The 20,352-nt window shown below is 70.1% G+C and carries 23 protein-coding genes and 1 tRNA gene; 12 read left to right on the top strand and 12 right to left on the bottom strand.

Features of this window, described 5'->3' with window-relative positions:
* Positions 1 to 4 precede the first annotated feature (4 nt).
* The 3 genes from AC1XX3_RS04290 to AC1XX3_RS04280 form a co-directional block, all read right to left on the bottom strand.
* Positions 5 to 1,264 carry an RNA polymerase sigma factor gene (locus AC1XX3_RS04290; RefSeq protein WP_483319834.1) on the bottom strand — a complete coding sequence of 420 codons (1,260 nt, stop codon included), beginning with the start codon at positions 1,262 to 1,264 and terminating at the stop codon, positions 5 to 7.
* A complete protein-coding gene (locus AC1XX3_RS04285; RefSeq protein ID WP_483319833.1) occupies positions 1,261 to 1,698 on the bottom strand; it encodes a YciI family protein in 438 nt (145 codons plus the stop codon). The genes AC1XX3_RS04290 and AC1XX3_RS04285 overlap by 4 nt, the downstream gene beginning before the upstream one ends.
* Positions 1,699 to 1,787: 89 nt before the next feature.
* Positions 1,788 to 2,189, bottom strand: coding sequence for a winged helix-turn-helix transcriptional regulator (locus AC1XX3_RS04280; RefSeq protein WP_483319832.1), 402 nt, complete (start codon positions 2,187 to 2,189; stop codon positions 1,788 to 1,790).
* A gap of 87 nt (positions 2,190 to 2,276) precedes the next feature.
* On the opposite strand from AC1XX3_RS04280, the gene AC1XX3_RS04275 reads away from it, so the two are divergent.
* Positions 2,277 to 3,182 (top strand): NAD(P)-dependent oxidoreductase, encoded by a 906-nt coding sequence (locus AC1XX3_RS04275; RefSeq protein ID WP_483319831.1) that lies wholly within the window; start codon positions 2,277 to 2,279, stop codon positions 3,180 to 3,182.
* Between the two features lie 74 nt (positions 3,183 to 3,256).
* Here the strand turns inward: AC1XX3_RS04275 and AC1XX3_RS04270 are convergent, their stop codons facing one another.
* Genes AC1XX3_RS04270 through AC1XX3_RS04260 form a run of 3 tightly spaced genes read right to left on the bottom strand, consistent with a single transcriptional unit; the run spans position 3,257 to position 6,257 of the window.
* On the bottom strand, positions 3,257 to 4,888 hold the full coding sequence (locus AC1XX3_RS04270; RefSeq protein ID WP_483319830.1) for a hypothetical protein: 1,632 nt from the start codon (positions 4,886 to 4,888) through the stop codon (positions 3,257 to 3,259).
* Positions 4,889 to 4,890: 2 nt separating this feature from the next.
* Positions 4,891 to 5,646 carry an ABC transporter ATP-binding protein gene (locus AC1XX3_RS04265; protein WP_483319829.1) on the bottom strand — a complete coding sequence of 252 codons (756 nt, stop codon included), beginning with the start codon at positions 5,644 to 5,646 and terminating at the stop codon, positions 4,891 to 4,893.
* Positions 5,643 to 6,257, bottom strand: coding sequence for a TetR/AcrR family transcriptional regulator (locus tag AC1XX3_RS04260; RefSeq protein WP_483319828.1), 615 nt, complete (start codon positions 6,255 to 6,257; stop codon positions 5,643 to 5,645). The genes AC1XX3_RS04265 and AC1XX3_RS04260 overlap by 4 nt, the downstream gene beginning before the upstream one ends.
* A 134-nt stretch (positions 6,258 to 6,391) precedes the next feature.
* Between AC1XX3_RS04260 and mgrA the strand changes: the two genes are divergently transcribed.
* Positions 6,392 to 7,423 carry an L-glyceraldehyde 3-phosphate reductase gene (gene mgrA, locus AC1XX3_RS04255; RefSeq protein WP_483319827.1) on the top strand — a complete coding sequence of 344 codons (1,032 nt, stop codon included), beginning with the start codon at positions 6,392 to 6,394 and terminating at the stop codon, positions 7,421 to 7,423.
* Between the two features lie 53 nt (positions 7,424 to 7,476).
* Here the strand turns inward: mgrA and AC1XX3_RS04250 are convergent, their stop codons facing one another.
* A complete protein-coding gene (locus AC1XX3_RS04250; RefSeq protein WP_483319826.1) occupies positions 7,477 to 8,421 on the bottom strand; it encodes an LLM class flavin-dependent oxidoreductase in 945 nt (314 codons plus the stop codon).
* Positions 8,422 to 8,639: 218 nt separating this feature from the next.
* Between AC1XX3_RS04250 and AC1XX3_RS04245 the strand changes: the two genes are divergently transcribed.
* The 5 genes from AC1XX3_RS04245 to AC1XX3_RS04225 all read left to right on the top strand — a co-directional run bounded on the left by AC1XX3_RS04245 (position 8,640) and on the right by AC1XX3_RS04225 (position 12,562).
* Positions 8,640 to 9,047: a hypothetical protein gene (locus AC1XX3_RS04245; protein WP_483319825.1), complete on the top strand. Its 408-nt coding sequence runs from the start codon at positions 8,640 to 8,642 to the stop codon at positions 9,045 to 9,047.
* 86 nt (positions 9,048 to 9,133) lie between these two features.
* Positions 9,134 to 10,111 carry a Bug family tripartite tricarboxylate transporter substrate binding protein gene (locus AC1XX3_RS04240; RefSeq protein ID WP_483319824.1) on the top strand — a complete coding sequence of 326 codons (978 nt, stop codon included), beginning with the start codon at positions 9,134 to 9,136 and terminating at the stop codon, positions 10,109 to 10,111.
* Positions 10,108 to 10,677, top strand: coding sequence for a tripartite tricarboxylate transporter TctB family protein (locus tag AC1XX3_RS04235; protein ID WP_483319823.1), 570 nt, complete (start codon positions 10,108 to 10,110; stop codon positions 10,675 to 10,677). Before AC1XX3_RS04240 ends, AC1XX3_RS04235 begins: the two co-directional genes overlap by 4 nt.
* Positions 10,677 to 12,176: a tripartite tricarboxylate transporter permease gene (locus tag AC1XX3_RS04230; protein WP_483319822.1), complete on the top strand. Its 1,500-nt coding sequence runs from the start codon at positions 10,677 to 10,679 to the stop codon at positions 12,174 to 12,176. The genes AC1XX3_RS04235 and AC1XX3_RS04230 overlap by 1 nt, the downstream gene beginning before the upstream one ends.
* Entirely contained in the window at positions 12,173 to 12,562 is a 390-nt protein-coding gene (locus AC1XX3_RS04225) for a universal stress protein (protein ID WP_483319821.1), read from the top strand. The genes AC1XX3_RS04230 and AC1XX3_RS04225 overlap by 4 nt, the downstream gene beginning before the upstream one ends.
* Before the next feature lie 41 nt (positions 12,563 to 12,603).
* Here the strand turns inward: AC1XX3_RS04225 and AC1XX3_RS04220 are convergent, their stop codons facing one another.
* A complete protein-coding gene (locus AC1XX3_RS04220) occupies positions 12,604 to 13,161 on the bottom strand; it encodes a GNAT family N-acetyltransferase (RefSeq protein WP_483319820.1) in 558 nt (185 codons plus the stop codon).
* A 127-nt stretch (positions 13,162 to 13,288) separates the two neighbouring features.
* Between AC1XX3_RS04220 and AC1XX3_RS04215 the strand changes: the two genes are divergently transcribed.
* The 5 genes from AC1XX3_RS04215 to AC1XX3_RS04195 all read left to right on the top strand — a co-directional run bounded on the left by AC1XX3_RS04215 (position 13,289) and on the right by AC1XX3_RS04195 (position 16,676).
* Positions 13,289 to 13,537: a zinc-ribbon domain-containing protein gene (locus AC1XX3_RS04215; protein WP_483319819.1), complete on the top strand. Its 249-nt coding sequence runs from the start codon at positions 13,289 to 13,291 to the stop codon at positions 13,535 to 13,537.
* Positions 13,534 to 14,745: a permease gene (locus tag AC1XX3_RS04210; RefSeq protein WP_483319818.1), complete on the top strand. Its 1,212-nt coding sequence runs from the start codon at positions 13,534 to 13,536 to the stop codon at positions 14,743 to 14,745. Before AC1XX3_RS04215 ends, AC1XX3_RS04210 begins: the two co-directional genes overlap by 4 nt.
* Before the next feature lie 112 nt (positions 14,746 to 14,857).
* Positions 14,858 to 15,001, top strand: a complete 144-nt coding sequence (locus tag AC1XX3_RS04205; protein WP_483319817.1) for a hypothetical protein — start codon at positions 14,858 to 14,860, stop codon at positions 14,999 to 15,001.
* Between the two features lie 27 nt (positions 15,002 to 15,028).
* The gene (locus tag AC1XX3_RS04200) at positions 15,029 to 16,081 is read left to right on the top strand and encodes an aldo/keto reductase (RefSeq protein WP_483319816.1); all 1,053 of its coding nucleotides are present in this window, start codon (positions 15,029 to 15,031) and stop codon (positions 16,079 to 16,081) included.
* Positions 16,082 to 16,124: 43 nt separating this feature from the next.
* A complete protein-coding gene (locus AC1XX3_RS04195; protein WP_483319815.1) occupies positions 16,125 to 16,676 on the top strand; it encodes a DUF1697 domain-containing protein in 552 nt (183 codons plus the stop codon).
* Between the two features lie 8 nt (positions 16,677 to 16,684).
* On the opposite strand, the gene selB is transcribed toward AC1XX3_RS04195, so the two are convergent.
* From selB to AC1XX3_RS04175, 4 genes are all read right to left on the bottom strand, one after another.
* Positions 16,685 to 18,448: a selenocysteine-specific translation elongation factor gene (gene selB / locus AC1XX3_RS04190; protein ID WP_483319814.1), complete on the bottom strand. Its 1,764-nt coding sequence runs from the start codon at positions 18,446 to 18,448 to the stop codon at positions 16,685 to 16,687.
* Positions 18,449 to 19,780 carry an L-seryl-tRNA(Sec) selenium transferase gene (gene selA, locus AC1XX3_RS04185; RefSeq protein WP_483319813.1) on the bottom strand — a complete coding sequence of 444 codons (1,332 nt, stop codon included), beginning with the start codon at positions 19,778 to 19,780 and terminating at the stop codon, positions 18,449 to 18,451.
* 70 nt (positions 19,781 to 19,850) lie between these two features.
* A tRNA-Sec gene (locus AC1XX3_RS04180) sits at positions 19,851 to 19,946 on the bottom strand.
* 97 nt (positions 19,947 to 20,043) lie between these two features.
* Positions 20,044 to 20,322, bottom strand: a complete 279-nt coding sequence (locus tag AC1XX3_RS04175) for a hypothetical protein (RefSeq protein ID WP_483319812.1) — start codon at positions 20,320 to 20,322, stop codon at positions 20,044 to 20,046.
* Positions 20,323 to 20,352: the final 30 nt, after the last annotated feature.

Genomic DNA, 20,352 nt, shown 5'->3' with positions numbered 1-20,352 from the left:
CCGGTCAGCGCCCAGCACCGCCGGCCCGGCGTGCCTGCCGCAGCCGTTCGGCCCGCCGGTTCAGATAGCGCTGCTCCGGCACGCTCGCTGTCAGCCGGGCGGCGACGACGTACTCATCGGCCGCCGCGGGGTCCCCGGTCAGTTCGAGCAGGTGCGCCCGGACGGCATGCGGGCGGTGCTGGCGTTGCAGGGCGGGCTCGAGGAGCAGCCGGTCGACGAGCTGCAGGGCCTGGGCCGGACCGGCGACCATGCTCAGCGCGACGGATTTGCCGAGGGTGACCGCCGGACCTGGTGCGGTGTGCTCCAACATCTCGTACAGGAGGAGGATCTGTGGCCAGTCGGTGTCCTCCCAGCGGGTCGCCTCCGCGTGCACGGCGGCGATGGAGGCCTCGAGCTGGTAGCGGCCGACATGTCCGCGGGGGAGCACCTGCTCCAGGATGCGTACCCCCTCGGTGATCAGCGACTGGTTCCAGCGTCGGCGGTCCTGGTCCGCCAGCGCGACGAGGTCGCCGTGGTCGTCGGTCCGGGTGGACTCACGTGCCTGCGTGATCAGCATCAGCGCCAAAGCGCCGGACAGCTCGGCGTGGTCGGGCAGGCGGGCACTCAGCTGCCGGGTGAGGCGGATAGCCTCCGAGGTGAGGGACTGGTCGACCAAGGCGTCTCCGGCGTGGCGGGTGTAGCCCTCGTTGAACATCAGATGCAACACGTCGAGGACCGCGGCCACCCGCTGCGGCAGCTCGTCTGGCTCCGGCAGTTCGAATCGCGCGCCGGCTGAGCGAAGGGTGCTCCGGGCCCGGCTGAGCCGCTGCGCCATCGTCGTCTCGGGCACCAGGAACGCGGCAGCGATGGCCGCGGTGGGAAGCCCCGATACGGCCCGCAAGGTGAGGGCCACCTGGGACGGGCGGGTGAGCGCCGGATGGCAGCACAGCAGCAACAGCTGCAGGCTGTCGTCGACCGGCTCATCCTGGTCGGCGGCAGGTGCGACCAGCGCGGCTGCGGACCGCCCACGGGCGACGGTCTGCTCCCGCCGGAACTGCGCCGACGCAGCTCGCCGCTGGTCGACCAGCCGCCGGGAGGCGACCCGGATCAGCCAGCCCCGGGGGTTCTCCGGCACGCCCTGGTCGGGCCACTGGCGGGCGGCAGCCTCCAGCGCCTCCTGCGCCGCGTCCTCGCAGTCGCCCAGATCACGGTGGCGGCGTAGCAGGGCGCCGAGGACGTGCGGCGACTCGCGTCGCCACACGTCCTCGAGCTCCCCGGGCGTCACTGGTCGTCGCCACCAGGCCACATCGCGGGCCGCAGCTCGATCGTCTCTCCAGGGCCACTGAACCGGGTGGCGATCTCCTCGGCGCGAGCCTGGCTCTCGACATCGATCAAGAAGAAGCCGGCCAGGTGCTCCTTCGCCTCCGAGTACGGACCGTCGGTGGCGAGCGGCCGGCCGGTCTCCCAGCGATAGAGCCGCGAGGTGGTGGGATCACCCAGCGCCTCGCCGCTCAGCAGCTCCCCGTTCTCCGACATCTGCTGCAGCAGGGCGTCGAAGTCGCTGGTCAAGGCGTCGCGCTGCTCCTGCGGCAAGGCCTGGTTCTCGGCGACGAAGTCTCCGGTCGGGTGTCCCCAGGGCTGCGGGTTGGAGTGGATCAGGATGACGTACTTCACGGTGAGCTCCTTCTCGTGGGTGCGGAGGTCCGGCGTGGCCTCCACCGAGACGTCGTAACCGAGTCGTCGGCATCGACATCGCCCGGCGCGCGGGCGGAATGAGTTTCCCGGCTCGGCGCGTGACCCGGCAAGCGCTAGGTGGTGCGGGTTGTGACGTTGTTGGAGCCATCGTTCTGAGGGGCGTCTGAGTCTGTGACTTCGAGGCGTTCTCGGCGGAGTCGTTCCTGACCCCATGCCCCGAGCGGGCGGAGCGCTTCGTTGAGGGAGGTGCCTGCCTCAGTCAGGGAGTATTCGACCTTCGGTGGCACTTGTGCATAGACCTCCCGGTGGACAAGACCGTCCTCCTCCATCTGGCGGAGATGCTGAGTGAGCATCTTCTCGCTGACGCCCGGCAGTCCGCGACGGAGTTCGGCGAACCGCCGGATGCCGTGGGTGGACAGCTCCCACAGAACCAGGCCCTTCCACTTGCCGCTCACGACGTCCAGGGCGGCGTCGATGCCGCAGACGTACGGCCCCGACCTGGGTCCCTTTGCCATGCCGATCTCCTCACTAACCAAACAGTAAGTACCGAAGAAGATAGTGGGTACTTCCCACTTGCCGCGGGTGCCGGTCAGCATGGACGCATGACTTCACCGACCACAACCGCTGCACCACGATCCGGCGTCACGATGCTCGGACTTGGGGCGATGGGCAGCGCCCTCGCCGGAAAGCTTCTCGAGGCCGGCCACCCCGTGACCGTATGGAACCGGACCGCCGACCGCGACACAGACCTGGTCGATCATGGCGCACAGCGCGGCGCAACCGTCGCGGATGCAGTCTCCGCGCAACCGCTGGTCATCGCCTGCCTGCTCAAGCACTCCTCGGTGCATGAAACCCTCGACCCTGTCGTCGACCGGCTGCGCGGAAGAACGCTGATCAACCTCACCACGACCACCCCGACCGAGGCACGAGAGTTGGCCGCCTGGTCCGCCGAGCACCGCATCGACTTTCTCGACGGCGCGATCGTGGCCGTGCCCGGCATGATCGGGTCACCTGCCGCGCAAGTCTTCTACAGCGGCGCGCGGTCCGTCTTCGACGAGCACCGCTCGGTCCTCGACACGTGGGCTACGAGCATCTTCGACGGCTCGGACGCGGGCAGGGCGTCGCTGATCGATCTGGCCATGCTGTCCGGGATGTACCAGATGTTCGCCGGCTTCATCCACGGCGCGGCGATGGTCGGCTCAGTTGGCATGACCGCGACGGACTTCGCCGCCCGCACGATCCCCTTCATCAGCGCCATGACCGAAGGGCTCGCCGGCTTCGCGCAGATCATCGACGGCGGCGACTACACCGCTGCCGGCCAGCAGAGCCTCGACTTCTCCGACCTGTCTCACATTGTGCGCGCCAGCGATGAGCAGGGCGTGAACCCGGCAACGATCGCCGCGGTACAGGGACTGATCACCCAGCAGGTTGGCACCGGACACGGCTCCGAAGGATTCTCGCGGATCTACGAGAGCTTCCGGGTCGCAGCGGAGCCGAAGTCGGCGTAGGAGTGACGTCCGCATGGCGCGCCACCGTCCTTGTGCGGACTCGATCTATGAACTGCCCGTCGGCGAGGCGCACTTCACGACCGGCGGGTCGCCTTCGACGCGCGTGGTCCGTCTCGGAGCCGGGCGATGTCGCCCGATTCCATCGCAGCGAGCAGGGCAGGTCCCGATCGTTGCAGGCGGGCGCGGGTCAGGATCGACAAACCGACTGCTGCTCCCGCACCGATGATCGCGCCGAGGGAGACGTGCATCAGCCACGTGGGTTCCGCGGCGCCGAGGTTGATCAGGAGCAGAGGCAGTACGGCGACCGCGCCGACGGCGGCGAAGGCCGTGTATTGCGCGCCAGCGGCATTGCCGGTGCGGCTCGTCGAGGACACGCGCTCGCGCGCGTCTGCGCCGATGGCAGGCATCAGCGCGCCGAGCAAAGGGGCGCCCGCGCAGGCCGCCCCGATGGCGGCGAGGGTCATTCCGGACGCGACCGCCGATAGGGGCGATTCGCTGACGACGCACAGCACGAGGGTCAGAGCGAAGGTGGGGATACCGAACAGCAACAGCCAGGCGACTGGTCGGCCGCGCACATCGGCGCGAATCGCTCCCGGAGTGGTGAGGAGCTGCCACAACGCGGTGCCGTCGAGGGCGTAGGTGTTCACGGCGACCATCGCGCCGAGCGCGGCAGCCATGACCCCGATGAACGGAAGCGACCACGACCAACTTGTCGGCGCAACGAGGGCGACCATCAGCAGCGGGGTGATCCACGCGTGGATCATCCCGAGTCTGCGGTGCGGGTCCCGGAACCATGTCTTGATCTCGCGGGAGGTCACGGCCCGTGTCGCCCCACCGGGTCGCGGTTTCCGGGTGGACGCGCTGGGCCTTGCGGTGACGTTACTCGGCGTTCGGGCTGGGGGCTTGCTGAGCGCACGTGCGGTCAGCGCGATCCAGATGCCGCGAAGCAAGAGCGTGCCCACGATGAGTCCCAGCAAGGGCATGGCCCCGCTGACCAGCGGGGCGGAGGTGGTCACGGCGAGCACGGCGGCGAGACCCCACCCCGTCGGCAAGAAGAGCAGTACGTTCTCGATTCCGGTGGGCACCGCGCCCGCCACCGACGGGGTGACGAGCTCCGTTCCACCTTCGCCGAGATCGGGCAGCACCAGGGCGGCGATTGGGACCCAGCCGGCGAAGGAGATCGCGAGGAGCACCGACATCTGCACCGCCGCCAGCCACGTCCCCCCTGTCGAGCGGAGCAGAGCGGCGACCACGGCCGCAGCACATCGTCCGAGCCAGAGCAGGAAGAGCAACTGCACGGCCATGGCCACCACCGCGACGATGGCGGCCACCGGGCCGTGGCCGGCCGCCACGATGAGAAAACTGCTCAGAGCTAGCGCGGTGAGGATCGTACCGACACTGATCGCCTCGCTCGGCGCGAGCTCCCGGGCGATCTGGCGTGGTCTCCTGGGCAGCGTCCGAAACCACTGCGGATCCAGGGTCGGTGATGATCCTGGAAGGAGGATCGGGCCGATCAACCAGGTCACGCCGAACAGGAAGATCCCGACGGTCAGCCAGCTCGGGTGCAGTGTGCCAGCGCGTCCAAGTGCTGCCAGCACGATGACCCCGGATGCTGCGACCAGGCCGACGACGAGACCGAAGCCGCGCTCGTCGTGTGGGCCGTGCCGGATGATCCTCCATCGCATCGACGCGAACGTCGCGCTCATGCTCACGCCAGCCACGTGAGCTCGCGTTGCACGGGAGCGCCGACGAGCTCCACGAACGTGTCGTTCAGTGTGCGGCCCGCCCTGACCTCGCCGACGGTGCCCTCAGTGAGGATGCGGCCGTCTTTGATCAGCGCCACCCGGTCGCAGATACGCTCCACGACATCCATCAGGTGGCTCGATAGCAGGACCGTGCCACCCCCAGCCACGAACTGATCAAGAAGTCCTTCGATGGCCCTCGCGGATACCGGGTCGATAGCCTCGAAGGGCTCGTCGAGCAAGAGCACGCGGGGGCGGTGCAACAGAGCCATCGCGAGCCCGATCTTCTTCCGCATCCCGGTGGAGTAGTCCACGATCAATGTCGATGGGGCTCTGTCGAGGCCCAAGACCTCCAGCAGATCGGCGGCGCGCTCCGGCCACCCGTCCCCGATCCGACGCAGGCGGGCGGTGTACTCGAGAAGTTCCGCGCCGGTCAACCGCTCCGGGAGGGAGAGACCTTCCATCATGATCCCCAGCGCACCGAGCACCTGATCACGGTCCCTGGCGGCATCCACTCCCGCGACCGTGACGGAACCGGAATCGGGGGCAAGCAATCCCGCGATCATCAGCAGCGTCGTCGACTTCCCGGCTCCGTTGGGGCCGACGATGCCGTAGAACGTGCCCGAGGGCACCGTCAGGTCGATCCCGTCGACGGCGACGTGGTGGCCGAAGCGCTTGGTGAGCCTGCTGAGCTGGACAGCCGGGGCGACCTCCGTGGTCATGCTTGGACTCCCTGGAGAAACAGGGAGGTCAGCTCGCGCGCGTAGCCGTCGACGTCGAAGTCGGGGTCGGCGACGATCTTCAACGCTGCCCCGTCAATGCAGCGACGCAACGTGTAGGCAGTCAGACGGGCATCCACCGACCGGAACTCGCCCGTGCTCAGGCCGTACTCGAACAGCAGCGCAGTGCCGACGATGATCGGCTCCTCCGCATCGGTACTGGCGTGCAGGGCGCCATCTTTGCCCCGCAGGTTCGGCATCACCTGCCCCAGGGCGGCCATCTCCCGCCGGTGCGCACCGATGAACCGGAGATTGCCCTCGATGTACGCCTGCAGCTTGGTGGCCGCCGTTGGCGCCACGTCGATGCCCCGCTGCATCTCCTCCGACCCGGTGGCAAAGACCGTGGCCACCACGCTCTCGAGAACTGCCTCATACAGGTCATCGCGACCGTCGAAGTGATACGAGATCAAACCGCGACTGATCCCGGCTTCGGCCGCAATCGTGGCCAGCGTGGTGCCATGCCATCCGTCGCGGGCGAGGCAGTCGATCGCCGCATCGATGATCCGGCGTCGGCGCACCTCTTGCGTCAGGGTCGGCCTGCGAACGGCACCCATCCCACCTCCTGGCATCTGAACCAATAGTTTGGCATTGATGCCAAGATAGCGGAGTCTGACGCCGCCGGAGCTCGTTGCTGAGCTTCTCGGTGTGCGGCTGCCGGTCGCCCGGCCTGGTCGGTTAGCGTGGCGTCATGTCCTACTTTGCCGACCCCGACCGTTATGACGTGCAGCCCTACCGACGCTGCGGCCGCAGCGGTCTCCAGCTCCCGGCGGTGTCGCTCGGGTTCTGGCACAACTTCGGCGACGACAAGCCGATCGAGACCCAGCGCGCGGTGATGCGCCGCGCCTTCGACCTTGGTGTCACCCACTTCGACCTGGCCAACAACTACGGCCCGCCGTACGGGGCAGCCGAGCGCAACGTCGGCAGGATCCTGGCCGAGGACTTCGCGTCCTACCGCGACGAGCTGGTCATCTCCAGCAAAGCCGGCTGGGACATGTGGCCGGGGCCGTACGGCAACATGGGCTCGCGGAAGTATCTGACCGCCAGCCTGGACCAGTCGCTGACCCGGCTCGGGCTCGACTACGTCGACATCTTCTATCACCACCGTCCCGATCCCGAGACGCCGCTGGAAGAGACGATGGGGGCGTTGGACGCCGCCGTCCGGGCCGGCAAAGCGCTCTACGTCGGAGTGTCGTCGTACTCGCCCGAGCACACCGCCCAGGCAGCGGCGATCCTGCGCGACCTGGGTACGCCGATGGTGATCCACCAGCCCTCGTACTCGATGTTCAACCGCTGGATCGAAGAGGGACTGCTCGACGTGTTGGAGCAGGAGGGGGTTGGCTGCATCGCCTTCACCGCACTCGCCCAAGGGCTGCTGACGAACCGCTATCTCAACGGTGTGCCCGAAGACTCCCGAGCCGCCCAGGGCAAGTCGCTGTCGCAGGACGCGATCAGCCCGGAGAACCTGGAGCGGGTCAAGGCGCTCAACGAGATCGCCTCCGGTCGTGGCCAGACGCTGGCCCAGCTGGCGCTGGCCTGGGTGCTCCGCGACGCGCGCGTCACCTCCACCCTGATCGGCGCGAGCAGCGTCAAGCAGCTCGAGGACAACGTCGCCGCGGTCGGTCGACTGGACTTCACGCCCGACGAGCTGGCCGAGATCGACCAGCACGCCGTCGAGTCCGGCGTGGACCTGTGGGCAGGTGCCCGCAGCTCCACCGGATAACGCGTTGCCGGCCAGCGGGTTCGCCAACTGATCCGGGCGAGCCGGCCGAAGGGTCAGCCCGCCTCGACCAGCGGCTTGACCTCGCGGATCAGCCGGGTGATGGTCTCCTCGTCGTACGGCGGCTGCATGGAGCAGGTCATGGTGGTGAAGCCGAGGTCGACATAGGTGCGGAGCCGCTGGGCGACCTGCTCCACGGTGCCGCTCCAGTGGAACGAGCTCGACGGGTCCGGCGGCGTGGCGCCGTTCGCCCGCGCGATGGCGACCGCCGCCGCGTGGGCGTCGGTGTCGGTGTCCCTGATCATGGGCCCGCAGTCGATCATGAACTCGATCTCGGCCGGGTCCCGGCCGGCGTCGGCGCAGTGCGCGGTGAGGACGTCGATCTTGTGCTGGGCGTTGTCCAGGTTCACCTGGGCGTTCCACAGGTCGGCGTAGCGCGCCACCGTCCGCAGCGTCTTCTGCTCGCCGACTCCGCCGACCATGATCGGGAGATGGTCCTGGACCGGCCGCGGCGTCAAGATCAGGTTCTCGGCGCGGTAGCGGTCGCCGGCGTGGGTGATGGTCTCGCCGCGCAGCAGCGGCGCGATCATCGAGAGCGCCTCGTCGAGCCAGTCGAGACGCTGACCGGGACTGCGCCCGAAGTCGACCCCCCAGGCCTCGTGCTCCCGGGCGTGCCAGCCGCCGCCGAGACCGAGCACGGCACGGCCACCGCTGATGTGGTCGATGGTGGTGACCGCCTTGGCCATCACCGTCGGGTTGCGGAAGGTGTTGGAGCCGACCAGGAGGCTGAGGCGGACGGAGCGGGTCGCCGCGGCCAGGGCTGCGATCGCGGTCAGGCCCTCGAAGATCACCGCGTCCTCGGGTCCGTGCAGCGGCGTCAGGTGGTCCGGCATCATCAGGTAGTCGTATCCGAGGTCGTCGACCAGCCGGGCCGCAGAGAGCACCGTCTGCCAGTCCTCGCACTGGGAGAACAGCTGGATGCCGAGCTTGATGGAGGTCATGGGCTCAGCATCGCAGCATCACCGCGCGACCGTGCCGGCATCGCACTCCTCGCCGCTGGGTCCCTCGCCGGGGCTGAAATGTGAGCCAGCGTGGGACTGCGTCACGATCCGGACCACTTCTGACCGGCAAACGTGCCGAGAACCACGTCCCAGCGGGTAAGTTCCGAGGTAGAAGATGTGGATGCGACGAGGCTCAACGTCTCACGTCAGGAGATTCCATGCGTGTCGATACCAAAGATGGTGGCGACGGGGTTCCGTGCTGGAACCGTTCGGCGATCGCGGCCTTCACGACCACCGCCAATGAGCGCGAAGCGCGGCTCGCGCAGAACAACCCCGACGTGGTCGTCACCGAAGGGCTGATCAAGTGCTACGGCTGCGAGGTGATGGAGCTGGACATGGGCACGCGCTGCACTGCGGAGATGACCTTGACCCGCTATGGCATCGAAGGGGAGCTGCAGCCGCGCGCCGAGGACTGCACCGGCTCGTTGCTGAGCATTCCCGGCCTGCGCACCCGGATCGCGACCGAGACGCCGGCCGACAAGCCGGACTACACCGCGCCGCCGGAGTGGAGCGCCGCCGGAGGCAAGCGCAGCACCGGTCTGCGAGGGCTGCTGCACCGCGCCTGACCAGCGCGCTCACCTGAGCCGGTTCTGGTCAGTTCCATCGACGCCTCGGCGCCCGACCGAGACACGACGTACGAGGCAGGAGTGGTGTGGACGTTCGCCGAAGAACCGTGCTCGCCGGCGCGTTGAGTGCGCCGGTGCTCGCCCTCGCGGGCTGCGCGGGAACCGTGGCCAAGCCCGGCGATCTCTCCCGGCTGCGGATCATGGCGCCGGCCAGCCCGGGTGGTGGCTGGGACACCACCGCTCGTCTGCTGCAGCGGGTCATCCGGTCCACCGGCCTGGCGCGCAACGTCCAGGTGTTCAACGTGGAGGGTGCGGGCGGCACCATCGGCTTGGGCCAGCTCAGCCGGGAGAGTGACGATGCGCTGCTGATGATGATGGGCCTGGTGATGGTGGGCGCCGTCGAGATCAACAAGTCACAGGTGAAGCTGAGCCAGGTGACTCCGGTGGCCCGGTTGCTCGGCGAGCCGGAGCTCATCGTCGTTCCCCGCGACTCGCCGTACGAGACACTCAAGGACTTCGTCGAGGAGTGGAAGACCAAGACCCGACAGCTGCCGGTGGCCGGTGGCTCGGCCGGTGGAACCGACCAGATCCTGGCCGGGCTGCTGGCCCAGGCCGGTGGGGTGGACGCCACGAACATCAACTACATCCCATACTCCGGCGGTGGCGAGTCGCTCGCGGCGCTGCTGGGCGGCAAGGTGGCTGCCGGCATCTCCGGGGTCGGCGAGTACGGACCACAGGTCACGTCGGGCGACCTGAAAGGGCTGGCCGTGTCCAGCGAGCAGCGTTCCGCGCAAGTACCCGATGTCCCGACCATCACTGAGGCGGGCTATGACGTCGTGGTCTCCAACTGGCGGGCGCTGATGGCCCGGCCCCAGATGGACCCCGAGGCCGAGGCCGACCTGATCGACCTGGTGACCCGGGCGCACGACACGGCGGACTGGAAGGACGTGCTCGCCAAGAACGGCTTCGACGACACCTTCCTCACCGGCGCCGAGTTCGACACCTTCTTGGTCGATGAGGAGAAGCGCGTGCGGACCATCCTCCAGGAGATCGGGCTGATATGACCGAGGCACCCACCCGCGGCGGTGCTACCGACGTGACCGAGAGCGACCGCGAGCCTGCCCGCGATCGCGCATCATCGCGAAACTACGGCGAGCTCGCCCTCAGCGTCGTGCTGCTGGGTCTGGGTCTGTACGTCATCATCGACGCCGGCAGCATCGCCGTCCCGGGATCGTCCAACACGGTCGGGCCGCGGTTCTTCCCGTACCTGGTCGGGGCCGCGACCGCCGTGGTCGGTGCCGTGCTGGCCGTCCGGATCCTTTTCGGCGACCAGGGACCGGCCGAGGCAGGGGAGGACATCGACCCCGACGCACCCACCTCCTGGCGGTCGGTCGGCATCATCGCACTCGCCTTCGGGGCCCATGCCCTGCTGATCAACGTCATCGGCTGGCCGCTCGCCGTCACGCTGATGTTCGGGGTGGTGGCCTGGGCCCTCGGCGCCCGCGGCGTGGTCCGCCCGCTGCTGGCCGGTGGCATCGTCTCGGTCGTCATCTGGCTGCTGTTCGTCAAGGCCCTGGGGGTGGTGCTGCCCGGTGGCATCCTCCTCGAGCTCGCCGCGAGCGGGATCTGATGGAAGCGCTCAGCCAGCTGCTCAACGGGTTCGCCGAGGCGGCGACCCCGATCAACCTGCTCTTCGCCCTGCTCGGTGTGCTGCTCGGCACCGCCGTCGGCGTGCTACCGGGCATCGGCCCGGCCATGACGGTGGCGTTGCTGTTGCCGATCACGTACGTCCTCGACCCGACGGCGGCCTTCATCATGTTCGCGGGCATCTACTACGGCGGCATGTACGGCGGGTCGACCACCTCGATCCTGCTCAACACCCCCGGTGAGTCGAGCTCGATCATGACCGCCCTGGAGGGCAACAAGATGGCCAAGGCCGGCCGGGGCGCGGCCGCCCTCGGCACCGCGGCCATCGGCTCCTTCGTCGCCGGCACCATCGCCACGCTGCTGCTCGCGTTGGTCGCGCCCACCGTGGTCAAGCTCGCGATCATGATCGGGCCCGCGGACTACTTCGCGCTGGCATTGCTGGCCTTTCTGGCCGCTGCCACGGTGCTCGGTTCCTCACCGATCAGAGGGCTGGCCTCGCTCTGCATCGGGCTGTTCCTCGGTCTGGTCGGCACCGACCTGCTGACCGGGCAGCAGCGGTTCAATTTCGGCATCCCGCAGCTGGCCGACGGCATCGACGTGGTGATCGTCGCCGTGGCGCTGTTCGCGGTGGGCGAGGCGCTGCACGTGGCGTCGCGGCTGCGGCACGGCCCTGTGCAGGTGATGAACAGCAGCGGCTCGTTCCTGACCCGTGCCGACTTCAGCCGCTCGTGGAAACCGTGGCTGCGGGGGACGGCGCTGGGGTTCCCGTTCGGGGCGCTGCCGGCCGGCGGCGCTGAGATCCCCACCTTCTTGTCCTACGCCACCGAGCGGAAGCTGACCAAGCATCCCGACGAATTCGGCCACGGCGCCATCGAGGGGGTGGCCGGGCCAGAGGCGGCCAACAACGCCGCAGCGGCCGGGGTCCTCGTCCCGCTGCTGACCCTGGGTCTGCCCACCTCCGCCACCGCAGCCATCCTGCTGGCGGCGTTCCAGGGCTATGGCATCCAGCCGGGCCCGACGCTGCTGACCACCGAGTCCACCTTGGTCTGGACGCTGATCGCGTCGCTGTTCATCGGCAACCTGATGCTGCTGGTGCTGAACCTGCCGCTGGTCGGCATCTGGGTCAAGCTGCTGAAGATCCCGCGGCCGTACCTCTACGCCGGCATCTTGCTGTTCGCCTCACTCGGGTCGTACGCAGTCAACGCCGACCCGTTCGACTTGATCATCCTGCTGATCCTGGGCCTGCTCGGCTTCGTGATGCGCCGCTACGGCTGGCCGGTCGCCCCCGCCGTCATCGGGCTGATCCTCGGCCCGGTGGCTGAGACCAACCTGCGCCGGGCGCTGGCGATCAGTGACGGCGACCTGTCGACCCTGGTCGACTCCTGGTTCAGTCGGGTGGTGCTGCTGGTGGCTCTGCTGGCTGTGGCCGGCCCACCGCTGGTCCGCCTGCTCCGTCGTCGTCGCCAAGGAGTCACCGCATGAGTGCAGTTGTCGTCGGGTACGTTCCCACCCCACCCGGCCGGGCCGCGCTGGCCCAGGGCATCGAGGAGGCGCGGCAGCGCGGGGCGCGGCTGGTGGTGGTGAACACCACCCGGGGTGACTCCCTGGTGGACGAGCGCTATCTGCAGGGAGCCGGCGCCGAGGAGCTGCGCCAGGAGCTGGCAGCGCTGGACATCCCGACCGAACTGCGCCAGCTCAGCGGACTGGACGTGGCCGAGGAGCTGGACGCGGTCGCCACCGAGGTGGGTGCCGCGCTGATCGTGATCGGGCTACGCCGCCGGACCCAGCTCGGCAAGCTGATCCTGGGCAGTGCCGCCAGTCGGATCCTGCTCACCGCCAGCCACCCGGTGCTGAGTGTCAAGCCCTGAACCCTGGCGATCGAGGCCGAAGGCGCGGTCCGCGACCCGACTCAGTCCGACGCCAACCGGGCGTGCAGATGCTCGTCGCGATAGCGGCCGTCGGGATAGCGGTAGGACTCCCGGAGGGTGCCTTCCAGCAGGAATCCGGCCCGGTCGGCGACCCGGCAGGACGCCGGGTTCTCGATCGCGTGGAACAGGTGGATCCGATGCAGCGCCAGCTCGGTGAAGCCGAACTCGGACGCCGTGGTCAATGCCAGCGAGCCCAGCCGTCGCCCCCTGGCCCACGGCGCGACCCAGTAGCCGACCTCGGCGTCGCCCTGCTCCAGGTCCACCTTGTGCAGGGAGACCGAGCCGAGCAGCTCGCCGCCGGTGCGAGCGACCGCCCAGCTGGCGTACTCGCCGCTGCTCCAGTCGTTGCGGCCGGCGATCCAGGCCGCGGTTGCGGCCGACGCGTCACCGTCGGGGCCGACCGCCGGGCCCGGCGCCCAGCGCCGCATGTCCTCGTCGCCGAAGGCCAACAACAACGCCGGCACATCCTCCTGGTGGAAGGCGCGCAGCACCACCTCTGGTTCGGTGGTCGGTCGGAGTCGGCTGCCTACGGTGTCCACCAGCTCAGGCTAGACCGGGCAGACCCTCTGGCGGGCTGACCGCAGGCGGAGCGCCGTGTAACCGCTGTTCGGGCGGGTAACACCTTCGCGGGTCCGGCTCGGGCTCGTGTCGAGGGAAGGTGCCGCTGTGCTGATCTTCGGACTGGGAGTCTCGGAGACCCTGCTGTCAACCCTGGTGTTCGTCTGCGAGCGCTGCGGCGTCAACGCCGCACACCAGCTGGTGAAGCGGGTCCGCAAGTTCTCGTTGTTCTTCATCCCGCTGTTCCCGGTCGGGACCCGCTATCTCGACACCTGCACAAACTGCGGTCGGGTGCTGGAGGTCCCTCGCGAGCAGGCGGAGGCCGCCGCGAACCAGGTGGGACCGGACCTGCGATGAGTGGCGAGGTGCTGGCTCCGACGGCACCCGGACGCCGGAGCGCTGTCCTGCTGACCGTGCTCGCCCTCGCGATCGCCGCAGTCGGACTGAGCTGGGCCAAGTGGCTGCCGTACGCCGACCGGGTGGCGGGCCTGGCCGCCTCCGGAACCTGGAAAGGGTCATCCCTGCTGCTCGTCGGCGAGGGAGAGCACCCGTTGGCCCGGGCCTGGCACTTCACCTGGCTCTACACCGAAGCCGTCTGGAAGGCGCTGCTGGTGGCGTTGGTCGTCGCAGCCTGCGTGGACGTGCTGGTGCCGCGGCGGTGGCTGCTGCGGGTGCTCGCCCGGCGGACGCCCCTCGGCGGTTCCGTGGCCGGCGGCCTGGCCTCGCTGCCCACGATGATGTGCACCTGCTGCACAGCTCCGGTGACGGTGACCATGCGGCGCGCAGGCGTCCCGACCTCGGCGGCCCTGGCCTTCTGGCTCGGAAATCCGGTGCTGAACCCCGCCGTGCTGGTCTTCCTCGCCATCGTGGCTCCCTGGCCCTGGGTGGTGGTCAGGGCAGTGTTGGGGCTGGCGCTGGTGGTCGGGGTCAGCGCCCTGATCGGTCAGCTGGCCGACCGGCGGCTGCGTCGGCAGGCCGTCGTCGGGACGGGGACTTCTGCCGTCGTCGGGGCGTCGCCGGTCGTCGGGGCGGGGGCGTCGGCGGTCGTCGGGACGGGGGGGTCGGCGGTCGTCGGGACGGGGAGGTCGGCTCGAGGGGACGGCGCACTACGACGCGCGGATGCGTCAGTCCGCGAGGCGATGGCTGAGCCTGGTCCCGACCTGGCGACGCGGGAGATCCCCGGCCGGTTGCTCCGCAGCTTCGGTCGGCTGGTGATCGTGCTGGTGCCGGAATATCTGGTGGTGGTGTTCGCCGTCGGTCTGGTCGGCCAGCCGCTGGGCCGGTTGCTCGGCGAGGGCGGTGCTATCGCGGTGCTGGTGGCCGCCGCAGTCGGCGTGGTGCTGGTGCTGCCGACGGGTGGGGAGATCCCCATCGTGCTGGCCCTGGCGGCGGCCGGCGCAAGCGCGGGGGTGCTGGGCGCCCTGCTGATCGCGCTGCCTGCGCTGAGCCTCCCGTCTGCGGTGATGGTCGGACGGGCCCTCGGCTGGCGGGTGACTGCGGCGACGGCTGGGGCCACCGTGGCCATGGCCGTGGTGGCCGGCGGTCTGCTGACGGTCGCGGCCTGACCCTGAGTCGACCCGGACCGGCCCCTGAGGCCGGCCAGGGGAGAGTTGTGCGCAGTAGAGTCGAGGTCCAAACCGGCCACGTCCGTGATCGGTTGAAGCAGAGGAGAATCAGATGCGGTTGATCAGAGGACTCGTCAAGGGCGCCGTCGTCGCCAAGGTCATCCAGGTGGCCCAGCGCGAGCTCAGCAAGCCGGAGAACCAGCGCAAGATCAAAGACGGCCTGCGTAAGGTGCAGCAGCAGACCCGCAAGCGCTGACCCAGCCGCAGATCCTAGACTTCGGCCATGGAGTATCGACAGCTCGGCAGGTCGGGTCTACGCGTCTCGACGATCACGCTTGGCACCATGGGCTTCGGCGGCAGTGGCTGGGCCGCGGCAGTGGGCCAGATCGACGTCGACGGGGCGCGACGGCAGATCAACCTGGCGCGGGACGCCGGGGTCAATCTGATCGACACCGCCGACGTCTACTCCAACGGTCTGTCCGAGGAGATCGTCGGTCAGGCTCTGGGCAAGGACCGCGACGAGGTGCTCGTCGCGACGAAGGTCCGGATGCCGATGGGCGACGGACCCAACGACGCGGGCCTGTCGCGGCACCACATCATCCGGGCCGCCGAGGCGAGCCTGCGCCGGCTGGGCACCGACTACATCGATCTCTACCAGGTGCACGAGTGGGACGGGCAGACCCCGCTGGAGGAGACGCTCAGCGCCCTCGACTCCCTGGTCCAGTCCGGCAAGGTGCGTTACATCGGCGCGTCCAACTATGCCGCCTGGCACCTGATGAAGGCGCTGTGGACCTCCGACCGCAACCATCTCGAGCGATTTGTCAGCCAGCAGATCTACTACTCGCTGCAGGCCCGTGACGCTGAGACCGAGCTGGTGCCGGTCTCGATCGACCAGGGCCTCGGCATCCTCGTCTGGAGCCCGATCGCCGGCGGCCTGCTGTCCGGCAAGTATCGCCGCGGGGTGGAGGCGCCGGCCGGGAGTCGCCACCTGGGTGAGTGGAGCGAGCCGCCGGTGCACGACGAGGACAAGCTCTACGACACCATCGAGACACTGGTGGAGATCGCCGAGGGCCGTGGCGTGTCGGCCGCGCAGGTCGCCTTGGCGTACACGATCGGCAAGACCGCCGTCACGTCGGTGATCGTCGGCGCCCGCACCGAGGAGCAGCTGATCGACAACCTCGCCAGCGCGGAGCTGAAGCTGTCGGTCGAGGAGATGGCCCGGCTGGACGCCGTCAGCGCCGAGCCGCTGCGCTACCCGTACTGGCACCAGCGCAACACCTCCAGCGACCGGCTGAGCGCGGCAGACCTGAGTCTGATCGCGCCACACCTCGACTGAGCGTGGCGGCGCTGGCCGAGCCGAGCTCAGGTGGGCGGCTCCGATGACGGTCTGGGTATCGCTGCTGCGCGGGATCAACCTGGGCTCGCACAACCGGGTCAACATGCCACAGCTGCGCGCCGCCCTCACCGAGGCCGGCTTCCGTGATGTGCGGACGTACGTCCAGAGCGGCAACGTCGTCGCCGACTCCGCTCATCGCAAGCCCGAGACGGTGTCGCTGGCGGTGCACGAGGTGCTGCGACAGCGGCTCGGAGTCGAGGTGCCGGTGATCGTCCGATCACCCGCCGAGCTCCGCGCCGTACTCGACTGGTGCCCGTTCCCCGAGGACGCGGCGAACCGACCCACAGCGGTGCACGTGCTGCACCTGAGCCGGGAACCCTCGCCCGAGGACGTCGCCACGATGCTGGCCGCGGACTACGGCGACGATGGTTTGGCGGTTCGGGGTCGTGAGCTCGTCGTCCGCTACGGCGACACCATGCACACCAGCCGGGGCCCGCACGTGGCGGTGCTCAAACGGCTGGGCACGGACGGGACGGCCCGCAACTGGCGCACGCTGCGGGCACTGGTCGACCTGACCACACCGTCACATCCCTGAAAGCTGGCTCAGCCGCGGTTGACCCGGCGATGCCCACTGTCCAACCGGAGGGTCCAGCCGCGGCGGTCGAGATGCTCCAGCAGCGGGATGGCCACCCGGCGGGTGGTGTCCAGTGCCTGCCGGGCCTGACTGGTGGTGAAGGGCTGCGGCAATGCGGACAGCACTCGCATCGCCAGCGCCGGCCCGGTCGGCAGCAGCACCACGTCGGAGCCGAGGCGGACCAGCCGTCCGATCCGTTCCGCCGCCGCCAGCTCGGCCACGCCGAGGCCCCACTGATCCAGCTCCGGCTTCTCCGGGGCGGCGAACGGCCGCACGCGCAGCCGCTCCTCGAGAGCCTGCAGTCCGGCCTCGGCCGGGCCCAGTCCGGCGGGCGGCTGCTCGGCTGCGATCCGGCCGTCGGCGTGCACCAGTCCGGCCGCGTCGGCCACGGCGAGCAACAGTGCCCGGTCCGGTACGTCAACGCTCCGCCGTGCCGCCTCGACGCTCAGCCGAGGATCCAGCGGGGAGGTCCGCGCTCGCTCCTCGACGGCGGCCCGCAGCAACCCCTGCCACGCTCGCCACCGATCGGGGTCCACCAGCCAGTCACCGCTGACATGCACGCCGGTCGTGTCGTCGGTGGGTACGCCCACCGCGGCCAGGTCGGAGCGCCGGACCACACCACGTCGGCGCACCTGCTCGGGCAGCGCGGTGCTGGTCGGACTCTCCAGGGCCTGGGCTCGGGCGGCGGCCGCGCCGCGTCGGGTGAGCGTCGGTGGGTCCGCGTCCAGCACCAGGGCTCCGGCGGCGACGGCATGTCGGCCGGGGTCGCGGATCACCAGCCGGTCGCCGGCCTCGATCGGCAGTGGGTCGGCCAGAGTCAGCCTGACCATCGCGCCGCCGAGGGGGCGTAGCCGGACCGGGACGGCGGCCGTACCGAGGTGGAGCACCAGCTCTGCGGGCAGATCCGCGACGGTGGCGTCGACCGGTGTGCAGCGGACGTCGACCACGTCGGTGAAGCGCCAACGGTCCGGGGTCAGGAGCGCCACACCGCGGCCGACGGCGTCCACCTCGACCGCGCGCAGATTGACCGCGACCCGGGCCACCGCGGGCACCTCGTCGTGTTGCTGGCCGAGAGTCTGCAGCCCTCGGACCCGGACCAGCCGGTCCCCGAGCGCCAGCTGGTCACCGACCCGCAGGGTGCCGGCGGTGAGCGTTCCGGTCACCACCGTGCCCGCCCCGCGGATCGAGAAGGCGCGGTCCACCCACAGCCGCACCCGGGCATCAGTCCGGGCGGGCGGCAGGGTGTCAGTCAGGGCGAGCAGGGCAGTACGCAGCTCAGCCATCCCCTCGCCGGTGACCGCCGACACCGCGACCGCCGGCACCGGACCGAGGCTGGAGTCGGCGAGCCGCCCGCCGGCCTCGGCCAGTGCAGGACCGGGATCGGCGAGGTCGCTGCGGCTGACGACCAGCAGCCCGTGCCGTAGCCCGAGGGCGTCGACGGCGGCGAGATGCTCGGTGGCCTGACGGCGCCACCCCTCGTCGGCGGCGACCACGAACAGCACCGCCGGCGCGGGACCGAGGCCGGCCAGCATGGTCGCGATGAAGCGCTCGTGCCCGGGGACGTCGACGAAGGCGAGTGTCTGGTCACCGACGTCGGTCCACGCGTAGCCGAGGTCGATGGTCATGCCGCGGCGGCGCTCCTCGGCGAACCGATCAGGCTCCATCCCGGTCAGGACCCGGACCAGGGTGGACTTGCCATGGTCGACGTGCCCGGCGGTGGCGACGACGTGCATCTAGCCGGCTTCCGTACGCTCGCCGGCGGCGAGGACGGCGTCGTACAGCACCTCATCCGCCTCGACCGGGACGCAGCGCAGGTCCAGCAGGCAGCGGCCGCGCTCGGTTCGACCGACCACGGCCGGCGACTGGAGCCGCAGCTCTCGGGCGTACGTCTCGGGCAGGCTGACGGCCCAGCCCGGCAGCACCATCCCCGGCGCCCCGCCGCCGCCCACGGCGCCGTCGGCGGGGACGGCCTCGGCGTCAAGACCCTGCCCGCGCAGCTCCTCAGCCAGCCGTACGGCCCGACGGCGGAGCTCGGCCGGGGCGGCCCGCAGCGCCACCCAGGTGGGGGGACGTGGTCCCCGTAGCGTCGCCTCGACGGCGGCCAGGGTCAGCTTGTCGACCCGGAGGGCCCGGGCCAGCGGGTGGCGGCGGAGCCGTTCCACCACCTCGGCGCTGCCCAGCAGCAGACCGGCCTGTGGTCCGCCGAGCAGCTTGTCCCCGCTGCCGGTGACCAGCGAGGCGCCCCGGCGCAACGCGGTATCGGCGTCCGGCTCATCGGGGAGCAGCGGATCCGGTCGGAGCAGCCCACTGCCGAGGTCGGCGACGACCGGGACGCCGAGCCGGGCGAGCTCGTCGACCTCGACCGCCCCGGTGAAGCCTTCCACCCGGAAGTTGCTGGGATGCACCTTGAGGATGCAGCCCGTGTCCGGGCCCACCGCGGCGGCGTAGTCGGACAGCGAGGTCCGGTTGGTGGTGCCGACCTCGCGGAGCCGGGCGCCGGTGGAGGTGATCAGCTCGGGAAGCCGGAAACCGTCGCCGATCTCGACCATCTCGCCGCGGCTGATGATCACCTCGCGGCCCGCGGCCAGCGCCGTAGTGGCCAGCACCAGGGCGGCGGCGCCGTTGTTGACCACCAGCACCGACTCGGCCGCCGGAACCGCCTGCTGCAGCGCCGCGAGGGCGCCACGCCCACGGCGGGCACGCTGTCCGGTGGCCAGGTCGAACTCCACGTCGGCATAGCCGGCGGCTGCCACCATCGCGGCCACGGCGCCGGCGGAAAGGCTCGCCCGGCCCAGGTTGGTGTGCAGCACCACCCCGGTCGCGTTGATCACGGGCCGCGTGGAGCTGAGCGAGGTGGGCAGTGCGGCCAGGATCGCCTCGACGGCCTGCTCGGGTGGGATCCGGCCGCTGCGGACCTCAGCCTGCGTGGCGGTGACCGCACCCTTGACCACGGCGGATCCGAGCGTGGCCGTCGCAGCCTGCAGCCGGGGATCGCGCAGCAGCAGGTCGGTGCGGGGCACGAGACGGCGGGGGTCCACCGCCGACTGCTCCGAGGTGTCGGTCATGGCCTCACCTTTCCCGTTGTGCGGGTGAGCCAACCGCCGGGCGAGGCCCACTCGCGCGGCACCACCCACGTGGCGGAGGCGGACGGGAATCGAACCCGCCAAGCCGAGATACTCGACTTCACCGGTTTTGAAGACCGGGAGGGCCACCAGGCACCTGTACGCCTCCCTCGGACCGACTCGGTCGCGCCGGCCGAAGCCGAACCAGGTCGCGCCGGCGCGAGGCGTCCATTACAACAGGTGCCGCCGCGGCAGTCGACGGGTGTCTAGCGCGGGCCCACGTTGGTCGGCCGTACCGCCGACATCACACCGCGCACGATCAGGCTTCCCAGCGAGACGACGAACGTCGCCGACCCGGCGAAGACCAGCACGACGGCGGTCCACAGGCCCAGGCGCAGCAGACCGTGCGGGTCCTTGGACTGCCCGGGCAGTGGGTCACTCAGCATCGCCGGGAAGAGGACAAGGGCGAGCAGCAGGCCGACCAGCGCCAGCACCAGTCCGACCAGCAGCGCACGCACCGCCCACGGCGAGCCTGCCCTGATCATCTGCGGCTCCCACGGGTCGGCGGCGCGGTC

The sequence above is a fragment of the Microlunatus sp. M237 genome, from assembly GCF_056896895.1.
Note: the sequence above shows the minus strand (reverse complement) of the source record. Positions and strands in the feature narration are given on the sequence as shown.